The sequence below is a fragment of the Actinomycetes bacterium genome (assembly GCA_036510875.1).
GTDB lineage: Bacteria > Actinomycetota > Actinomycetes > Prado026 > Prado026 > DATCDE01.
This window is the reverse complement of the sequence record DATCDE010000018.1, coordinates 1-9,247: the sequence shown is the minus strand read 5'-3', so window position 1 is coordinate 9,247 and position 9,247 is coordinate 1. Positions and strand designations below refer to the sequence as shown.

Here is a 9,247-nt window from a genome sequence, read left to right as displayed (position 1 = left end):
CGGCCCGTGGCCCGACTCAGTGGCCGACGTGGAGCTGTTCGTCGTCCCGTACATGGGCGGGGCGTCGTCCTTGGCGCCGATCGCTGGGATGCGGTCGCTGCGCGTCGTCCAGACCCTGACCGCCGGCGTCGACGACGTGCTGCCGCTGGTGCCGGCCGGGGTCACGCTGTGCAACGCGCGCGGCGTGCACGACGCCTCGACGGCGGAGCTGGCGGTGGCCCTGATGCTGGCGTCGCTGCGCGGGCTGCCGGACTTCGTGCTGGCCCAGGGCGAGCAGCGCTGGGCGCCGTCCACCCGGGTCTCGCTGGCCGACCGGACTGTGCTGATCGTGGGCTACGGCTCGGTGGGCGCGGCGGTCGAGCAACGGCTGGCCGGGTTCGAGGTCGAGGTGCTGCGGGTGGCGCGCAGCCCTCGGGACGGCGTGCACGGATGGGCCGACCTGCCGGCGTTGCTGCCGCAGGCCGACGTCGTGGTGCTGTGCGTCCCGCTCACCGAGCAGACCAGGGGGCTGGTCGACGCGGCGTTCCTGGCCGCGATGCCGGACGGCGCCCTGTTGGTGAACGTGGCTCGGGGGCCGGTCGTGACCACCGACGCCCTGGTGGCTGAGCTGTCCTCGGGGCGGCTGCGGGCGGCCGTCGACGTCACCGACCCGGAGCCGCTGCCGGGCGGGCACCCGCTGTGGGGGGCGCCTGGGCTGCTGCTGAGCCCGCACGTGGGCGGCAACTCCACAGCCTTCCTGCCGAGGGCGTACCGGCTGCTCGCGGACCAGCTGGGCCGGTTTGCCGCGGGGCAGCCGCTGCTCAACGTGGTCCGCTGGCCCCGCTCTCACCCCCGTCCTGGGGCGGCAGAGGCGTCCGTAGGATGACGCCATGAGCGCCCCCGTCAACAAGCCGCATAGTCGTGACGTCACCGATGGCATGGAGCGGGCCCCGAACCGGGCCATGCTGCGCGCGGTGGGTATGGGCGACGGCGACTGGGACAAGCCGCAGGTCGGCATCGCGTCCAGCTGGAACGAGATCACCCCCTGCAACCTGTCCCTGAAGCGGCTGGCAGTGAAGGCGAAGGAGGGCGTGTTCGCCGCGGGCGGTTTCCCGCTGGAGTTCGGGACGATCTCGGTGTCCGACGGCATCTCCATGGGCCACGAGGGGATGCGCACCTCGCTGGTCAGCCGCGAGGTCATCGCCGACTCGGTCGAGACCGTGATGCACGCCGAGCGGCTGGACGGCATGGTGACCTTCGCCGGCTGCGACAAGTCGTTGCCCGGCATGCTGATGGCCGCCGCGCGTCTCGACGTCGCCAGTGTGTTCGTCTACGCGGGGTCGACCCTGCCGGGGCGGCTCGGGGATCGCGACCTGACCGTCCAGGACGCCTTCGAGGGCGTCGGCGCCTGCGCGGCCGGACTGATGAGCCGGGCCGAGCTCGATGACATCGAGCGCCACGCCTGCCCTGGCGAGGGCGCCTGTGGCGGCATGTTCACCGCCAACACGATGGCCAGCGTGGGCGAGGCGCTGGGCATGTCCCTGCCGGGCTCGGCGTCACCGCCCGCGGTGGACCGCCGCCGGGACGAGGATGCCTTCCACTCGGGCGAGGCGGTCGTCGAGCTGCTGCGCCGCGGCATCACCGCCCGCGACATCCTCACCAAGGACGCGTTCGAGAACGCGATCGCCGTCGTCATGGCGCTCGGCGGCTCCACCAACGCCGTCCTGCACCTGATGGCCATCGCGCACGAGGCCCGGGTCGAGCTCGACCTCGACGACTTCAACCGGATCGGTGACCGGACACCGCACCTGGCCGACGTGAAGCCGTTCGGGCGCTTCGTGATGAACGACGTCGACCGGATCGGCGGCGTCCCGGTGGTGATGAAGGCGCTGCTCGACGAGGGACTGCTGCACGGCGACGTCCTCACGGTCACCGGGAAGACGCTGGCCGAGAACCTGGCCGAGCTCGCCCCTCCCGCTCCGGACGGGCGCGTCATCATGTCGGTGGCCCAGCCGCTGCACCGCACCGGCGGGCTGCTGGTGCTCAGGGGATCGCTGGCCCCCGAGGGGGCGGTGATCAAGGCCGCGTCGATCGAGGAACCGGTCTTCGAGGGCACCGCGCGGGTGTTCGACGACGAGTCGGAGGCGATGGAGGCCGTGACCCAGGGCCGGATCCGGGCCGGGGACGTCGTGGTGATCCGCTACGAGGGCCCGATGGGTGGGCCGGGCATGCGGGAGATGCTCGCGGTCACGGCCGCGATCAAGGGTGCCGGCCTCGGCAAGGACGTCATGCTGATCACCGACGGCCGGTTCTCCGGCGCCACCTCAGGGTTCTGCATCGGCCACGTGGCCCCCGAGGCGCCGCACGGCGGGCCGATCGCGTTCGTGCACGACGGGGACCGGATCCGGCTGGACACGTCCACCCGGACGCTCGACCTGCTGGTCGACGAGGCCGAGCTGGCCACCCGCAGGGCCGGCTGGAAGCCGCGCGAGCCGCGGTACACCACCGGGGTGCTGGGCAAGTACGCCAAGCTGGTCGGCTCGGCAGCCCAGGGCGCCGTCTGCGACTGACCGGTCCCGGGGCCCGGCGGACGCGCCCTGCCCCGTGACCGTTGTCCGGATGCTGAGATGATCGTCTCGCTGGCTTGACGCCTGCGGAACCCGGTGCAACGGTGGTTCGCATGCGTTCGCTGCTCCTCGTAATCGGTACGCGCGCCGGCTGACCCCCAGCCGAGCGCGCACCCCTCGATCGCCCACAATGGGCCGAGGGGTTTTTTGTTTGCCCCGTGTCACACCCCGCGAGAAAGACCTCAGATGACCAAGCAGATCACCGGAGCACAGAGCCTGGTTCAGTCCCTCGAGACCGCCGGCGCCGAGGTGGTCTTCGGCATCCCGGGCGGCGCGATCCTGCCCGCCTACGACCCGCTGTTCGACTCCAAGCTGCGGCACATCCTGGTCCGCCACGAGCAGGGTGCCGGACACGCGGCCGAGGGCTACGCGACCGCCACGGGCAAGGTCGGCGTGTGCATGGCCACGTCCGGGCCGGGCGCGACGAACCTGGTCACCCCGATCGCGAACGCGTACATGGACTCGGTGCCGATCGTGGCGATCACCGGCCAGGTGACCAGCTCCTCCATCGGCACGGACGCCTTCCAGGAGGCCGACATCCGGGGCATCACGATGCCCATCACCAAGCACAACTTCCTCGTGACCGACCCGGACCAGATCCCGCGCACCATCGCCGAGGCGTTCCACATCGCCTCCACCGGGCGCCCCGGACCGGTGCTCGTCGACGTCTCCAAGGACGCCCTGCAGGCGCTCACCCACTTCGAGTGGCCGACGTCGCTGAACCTGCCCGGCTACCGCCCGGTCACCCGGCCGCACGGCAAGCAGGTGCGCGAGGCGGCCCGGCTCATCACGTCGGCCCGCCGTCCGGTGCTGTACGTCGGCGGCGGGGTGATCCGCGCCGGAGCCTCCGCCGAGCTGCGGGTGCTCGCCGAGCTCACCGGGATCCCGGTGGTCACCACGCTGATGGCCCGCGGCGCCTTCCCCGACAGCCACCGCCTGCACCTGGGCATGCCGGGCATGCACGGGACCGTCGCGGCGGTCGGCGCCCTGCAGAAGAGCGACCTGATCATCGCGCTGGGCGCCCGGTTCGACGACCGGGTGACCGGCCAGCTGTCGACGTTCGCCCCCGACGCGGCGATCATCCACGCCGACATCGACCCCGCCGAGATCTCCAAGAACCGGACGGCGGACGTGCCGATCGTCGGCGACGCCCGGGAGGTGATCGCCGACCTCGTGGTGGCGGTCCAGGCCGAGCACGACGCGGGCCGCCGCGGCGACTACGCCGGCTGGTGGCAGACCGTCGACGGCTGGCGGGAGACCTACCCGCTGGGCTACTCCACCCCGGACGCCGGCGAGCTCGCCCCGCAGTACGTCGTGGAGCGGCTGAGCACCATCGTCGGACCGGACGCCGTCTACGTGGCGGGCGTGGGCCAGCACCAGATGTGGGCCGCGCAGTTCGTGCAGTACGAGAAGCCGAACAGCTGGCTGAACTCGGGCGGCCTGGGCACCATGGGCTACGCAGTCCCGGCTGCCATGGGGGCCAAGGTGGGCCGCCCGGACACCACGGTGTGGGCGATCGACGGCGACGGCTGCTTCCAGATGACCAACCAGGAGCTGGCCACCTGCGCGATCAACAACATCCCGATCAAGGTGGCTGTGATCAACAACGGCGCCCTCGGGATGGTCCGGCAGTGGCAGACGCTGTTCTACAACGAGCGCTACTCGAACACCGACCTGCAGTCCAAGCGGATCCCGGACTTCGCCGCCCTGGCCGAGGCCTACGGCTGCGTGGGGCTGCGCTGCGACAAGGCCGAGGACGTCGACGCGACGATCGAGCGGGCCATGGAGATCGACGACCAGCCGGTCGTGGTGGACTTCGGTGTCCACCAGGACGCGATGGTCTGGCCGATGGTCGCGGCCGGGACGAGCAACGACGACATCATGGTCGCCCGCGGGATGGCGCCGACCTGGGACCGGGAGGACTGAGCATGTACCGCCACACCCTGTCCGTGCTGGTCGAGGACCAGCCGGGCGTGCTGGCCCGCATCGCCGGGCTGTTCTCCCGTCGCGGCTTCAACATCGAGTCGCTCGCGGTGGGCCCGACCGAGCAGTCGGGCGTCTCCCGGATCACCATCATGGTCAACGTCGAGGAGCACCCGCTCGAGCAGGTGACCAAGCAGCTGAACAAGCTGATCAATGTGCTCAAGATCGTCGAGCTCGAGCCCGAGCAGTCCGTACTGCGCGAGATCATGCTGGTCAAGGTCAAGGCCGAGCCGGCGTTCCGCTCCCAGGTGCTCGAGATCGTCACCCTGTTCCGGGCCAAGGTGGTCGACGTCGCCCCCGAGGCGGTCACCATCGAGGCCACCGGCAACGCCGACAAGCTGGCCGCGCTGCTCAAGGTGCTCGAGCCCTACGGGATCAAGGAGCTCGTGCAGTCGGGCCTCGTGGCCATCGGCCGGGGTCCGCGCTCGATCACCGACCGGGCGCTGCGCCCCGTCGACAAGAGCGACAAGAGCACCGCCTGACCGCACCCCAGCCCGACGACCGCACACCCAGCCGTTCCACCAAGACGACCATCGAAGGAGCCCCCGTGGCTGAGCTGTTCTACGACGACGACGCCGACCTCTCGATCATCCAGAACCGGCACGTCGCGGTGCTGGGCTACGGCAGCCAGGGCCACGCCCACGCGCTGTCGCTGCGCGACTCCGGCGTCGACGTGCGGGTCGGCCTGCCCGAGGGCTCCCGCAGCCGGGAGAAGGCCGAGGCGGAGGGCCTGCGGGTCCTCACGTCGGCCGAGGCCTGCGAGGAGGCGGACCTGGTCATGGTTCTGGCGCCGGACCCGGCCCAGCGGTCGCTGTACGCCGACGCGATCGCCCCCAACCTGGTCGACGGTGACGCGCTGTTCTTCGGGCACGGCTTCAACATCCGCTTCGACCTGATCAAGCCGCCGGCCGGCGTCGACGTGTGCATGGTCGCCCCCAAGGGCCCCGGCCACCTGGTCCGCCGCGAGTACGTCGCCGGCCGCGGCGTACCCGTGCTGGTCGCCGTCGAGCAGGACGCCAGTGGAGCGGCCTGGCCGCTGACCCTGGCCTACGCCAGGGGCATCGGCGGGACCAGAGCCGGCGCGATCAGGACCACCTTCACCGAGGAGTGCGAGACCGACCTGTTCGGTGAGCAGGCGGTGCTGTGCGGCGGTGCCTCCGCGCTGGTCATGGCCGGCTTCGAGACCCTGGTGAACGCCGGGTACCAGCCGGAGGTGGCCTACTTCGAGTGCCTGCACGAGCTCAAGCTGATCGTCGACCTGATGTACGAGGGCGGCATCGCCAAGCAGCGCTGGTCGGTCTCGGACACCGCCGAGTACGGCGACTACGTCAGTGGGCCGCGGATCATCGACCAGCACGTCAAGGACAACATGAAGCAGGTGCTGACCGAGATCCAAGACGGCACCTTCGCCCGTCGGTTCATCGCTGACCAGGACGCCGGCGCGCCGGAGTTCAAGCGGCTGCGGGCCGAGGGCGAGCAGCACCCGATCGAGGCCACCGGTCGCGAGCTGCGCCAGCTGATGGCCTGGGTCGACCGTGGCGACGCCGACTACCAGGAAGGCACCGCCGCCCGCTGACCCGCTGGTCGACCAGGCGAAGGGTGCGGCTGGCCGACCGTGGCCGTCTCGCCCTGCGGACGATTGTGAACGCCTTCACGAGCCCTGGGTACACTCCCCGCGTCGCAGCCGCCCGACCCTCAGGAAAGTCGGTACCGCCATGACCAAGCCCGTCGTCCTCATCGCTGAGGAGCTGTCCCCGGCCACCGTCGAGGCACTGGGTCCTGACTTCGAGGTCCGCCACTGCGACGGCGCCGACCGCTCCCAGCTGCTGCCCGCGCTGGCCGACGTCGACGCCGTCCTGGTCCGCAGCGCGACCCAGATGGACGCGGAGGCGATCGGCGCGGCCCGCCGGTTGCGGGTCATCGCCCGCGCCGGTGTCGGCCTGGACAACGTCGACGTCCCGGCGGCCACCCAGGCCGGTGTCATGGTCGTGAACGCGCCGCAGTCGAACATCGTCAGCGCGGCCGAGCTGGCGGTCGGTCTGCTGATCGCCAGCGCCCGCAACATCGCGCCGGCCTCGGCCGCGCTGAAGAACGGTGAGTGGAAGCGCAGCAAGTTCAGCGGCGTCGAGCTGCAGGACAAGGTGCTCGGCGTGGTCGGCCTCGGCCGGATCGGCGTGCTCGTCGCGCAGCGGATGTCGGCGTTCGGGATGCGCCTGGTCGCCTATGACCCCTACGTGCAGACCGCCCGCGCTGCGCAGATCGGCGTCCGGCTGATGAGCCTGGGCGAGCTACTCGCCGAGGCCGACTTCATCAGCGTGCACCTGCCCAAGACCCCGGAGACCCTGGGCCTGATCGGCGAGGAGGCGCTGCGCAAGGTCAAGCCGACCGTGCGCATCATCAACGCGGCCCGCGGTGGCATCGTCGACGAGGCCGCGCTGGCCACCGCCATCGCCGAGGGCCGCGTGGGCGGCGCGGGCATCGACGTCTTCGCCAAGGAGCCGTGCACCGACAGCCCGCTGTTCGCCTTCGACAACGTCGTGGTCACCCCGCACCTCGGTGCGAGCACCGACGAGGCGCAGGAGAAGGCCGGCATCGCGGTGGCCCGCTCGGTCCGGCTCGCGCTGGCCGGCGAGCTGGTGCCGGACGCCGTCAACGTGCAGGGCGGCGCCATCGCCGAGGCGGTACGGCCCGGCCTGCCGCTCACCGAGCGGCTCGGCCGCATCTTCACCGCCCTCGCGGGCGGCGTGGCCGCGCGCGTCGACGTCGAGGTCCGCGGCGAGATCGCCGCCCACGACGTCACGGTGCTCGAGTTGGCGGCGCTCAAGGGCGTCTTCACCGACGTCGTCGAGGAGTCCGTCTCCTACGTCAACGCGCCCCTGCTGGCCAAGGAGCGCGGCGTCGAGGTCGCGCTGCTCACCAGCGCCGAGAGCCCCGACCACCGCAACCTGCTGACCGTCCGCGGCACGCTGGCCAACGGCGAGGTCGTGTCGGTGTCCGGCACGCTGGTCGGACCGCGGCAGATCGAGAAGCTGGTGGAGGTCGACGGGTTCGACATCGACCTGGTGCCCAGCAGCCACATGGTGTTCCTGCACTACCACGACAAGCCGGGCGTGGTCGGCACGGTCGGCCAGCTGCTCGGCGACGCCGGCATCAACATCGCCGGGATGCAGGTGTCGCGGGACGAGAAGGGCGGGCACGCCCTGATGGCGCTGACCATCGACTCCGTCGTCCCGCCCGCCGTCCTGGCCGGCATCACCGACGCGATCGGGGCGCACTCCGGCCGAGTCGTGGACCTGGAGGGCTGACGACGGTGACCCGCACTCTGCGGCTGGCCGTGATCGGCGGCGACGGCATCGGCCCGGAGGTCGTCGCCGAGGGGCTCAAGGTCCTCGACGCGGTGGCCCCCGCACATGACCTGAAGGTCGAGCGCACCGAGTACGACCTCGGGGCCCGGCGCTGGCACGCGAGCGGGGAGACGCTGCCCGACTCGGTCCTCGACGAGCTGCGCGGCCAGGACGCCATCCTGCTCGGCGCGGTCGGCGACCCGTCGGTGCCCAGCGGCGTGCTCGAGCGCGGGCTGCTGCTGCGGCTGCGCTTCGAGCTCGACCACCACGTGAACCTGCGCCCGGTGCGGCTCTACCCGGGCGTCACCAGCCCGCTGGCCGGGGCGACCCCCGAGCGCATCGACATGGTGGTGGTGCGGGAGGGCACTGAGGGGCCGTACGCCGGCTCCGGCGGCTTCCTGCGCAAGGGGACGCCGCAGGAGGTGGCCACCGAGGAGAGCCTGAACACCCGGTTCGGCGTCGAGCGGGTCGTCCGCGACGCGTTCGCGCGGGCCGGCGCCCGGCCCCGCCGCAAGCTCACCCTGGTGCACAAGAACAACGTGTTGACCCACGCGGGCGACCTGTGGACCCGGACGGTCGCGGCGGTCGCCCCCGAGTTCCCCGACGTCGCCGTCGACTACCTGCACGTGGACGCCGCCTCGATGTTCTTCGTCACCCAGCCCGAGCGGTTCGACGTCGTCGTCACCGACAACCTGTTCGGCGACATCCTCACCGACCTGGGGGCGGCGATCGCCGGCGGCATCGGCCTGGCCGCCAGCGGGAGCCTGGACGTGAGCCGGGCCCACCCGAGCATGTTCGAGCCGGTCCACGGGTCGGCGCCCGACATCGCCGGGACCGGGACCGCGGACCCCACTGCGACCGTCCTGTCCGTGGCGATGCTGCTCGACCACCTCGGGCTGCCGGCCGCGGCGACGACGGTCGAGGGCGCCGTGGCGGCCGACCTGGCCGCACGGGTCGGCCGCGAACCCCGGGGCACCGCCCAGATCGGGGACTCCCTGGCAGCCGCCGTCTCCGGCTGACTACGGTTCCTGTCATGACGATGATCGAGTGGAAGCCGACGAGCAACCCGCTGGCGGACGCCGAACGCGCGGCCCGACTCGCTGACCCCGGCTTCGGCCGGTACTTCACCGACCACATGGTCACGGCCCGCTGGACCGAGGGCCGCGGCTGGCACGACGCCGAGCTCGTGCCGTACGCGCCCATCGAGCTGGACCCAGCGGTGATGGTGCTGCACTACGGCCAGTCGATCTTCGAGGGGCTGAAGGCGTATCGGCACGCGGACGGCTCGATCAAGCTGTTCCGGCCGTGGGAGAA

General features: G+C 71.7%; 8 protein-coding genes. All 8 read left to right on the top strand.

The genetic code is table 11. The features are described from left to right. Positions 1-865 (top strand): 2-hydroxyacid dehydrogenase (locus tag VIM19_01115; GenBank protein HEY5183516.1); only part of this gene is annotated, 865 nt, incomplete at its 5' end. Between the two features lie 4 nt (positions 866-869). Next, entirely contained in the window at positions 870-2,549 is a 1,680-nt protein-coding gene (gene ilvD, locus VIM19_01110; GenBank protein HEY5183515.1) for a dihydroxy-acid dehydratase, read from the top strand. A 177-nt stretch (positions 2,550-2,726) separates the two neighbouring features. Beyond that, positions 2,727-4,532 (top strand): acetolactate synthase large subunit, encoded by a 1,806-nt coding sequence (locus tag VIM19_01105; GenBank protein HEY5183514.1) that lies wholly within the window; start codon positions 2,727-2,729, stop codon positions 4,530-4,532. 2 nt (positions 4,533-4,534) lie between these two features. Continuing rightward, the gene (gene ilvN, locus VIM19_01100; GenBank protein ID HEY5183513.1) at positions 4,535-5,071 is read left to right on the top strand and encodes an acetolactate synthase small subunit; all 537 of its coding nucleotides are present in this window, start codon (positions 4,535-4,537) and stop codon (positions 5,069-5,071) included. Positions 5,072-5,136: 65 nt separating this feature from the next. Next, on the top strand, positions 5,137-6,165 hold the full coding sequence (ilvC, locus tag VIM19_01095) for a ketol-acid reductoisomerase (GenBank protein ID HEY5183512.1): 1,029 nt from the start codon (positions 5,137-5,139) through the stop codon (positions 6,163-6,165). 139 nt (positions 6,166-6,304) lie between these two features. After that, positions 6,305-7,894 carry a phosphoglycerate dehydrogenase gene (serA, locus tag VIM19_01090; GenBank protein HEY5183511.1) on the top strand — a complete coding sequence of 530 codons (1,590 nt, stop codon included), beginning with the start codon at positions 6,305-6,307 and terminating at the stop codon, positions 7,892-7,894. 17 nt (positions 7,895-7,911) lie between these two features. After that, complete coding sequence (locus VIM19_01085; GenBank protein ID HEY5183510.1) at positions 7,912-8,952, top strand: 3-isopropylmalate dehydrogenase; 1,041 nt, start codon at positions 7,912-7,914, stop codon at positions 8,950-8,952. 14 nt (positions 8,953-8,966) lie between these two features. Beyond that, the coding region (locus tag VIM19_01080; GenBank protein ID HEY5183509.1) for a branched chain amino acid aminotransferase at positions 8,967-9,247 on the top strand (281 nt) is incomplete at its 3' end.

Excerpts from the sequence above, each read along its gene's own strand:
- ilvN (HEY5183513.1), top strand. The coding sequence starts at position 4,535 with ATGTACCGCCACACCCTGTCCGTGCTGGTCGAGGACCAGCCGGGCGTG.
- ilvD (HEY5183515.1), top strand. The coding sequence starts at position 870 with ATGAGCGCCCCCGTCAACAAGCCGCATAGTCGTGACGTCACCGATGGC.
- serA (HEY5183511.1), top strand. The coding sequence starts at position 6,305 with ATGACCAAGCCCGTCGTCCTCATCGCTGAGGAGCTGTCCCCGGCCACC.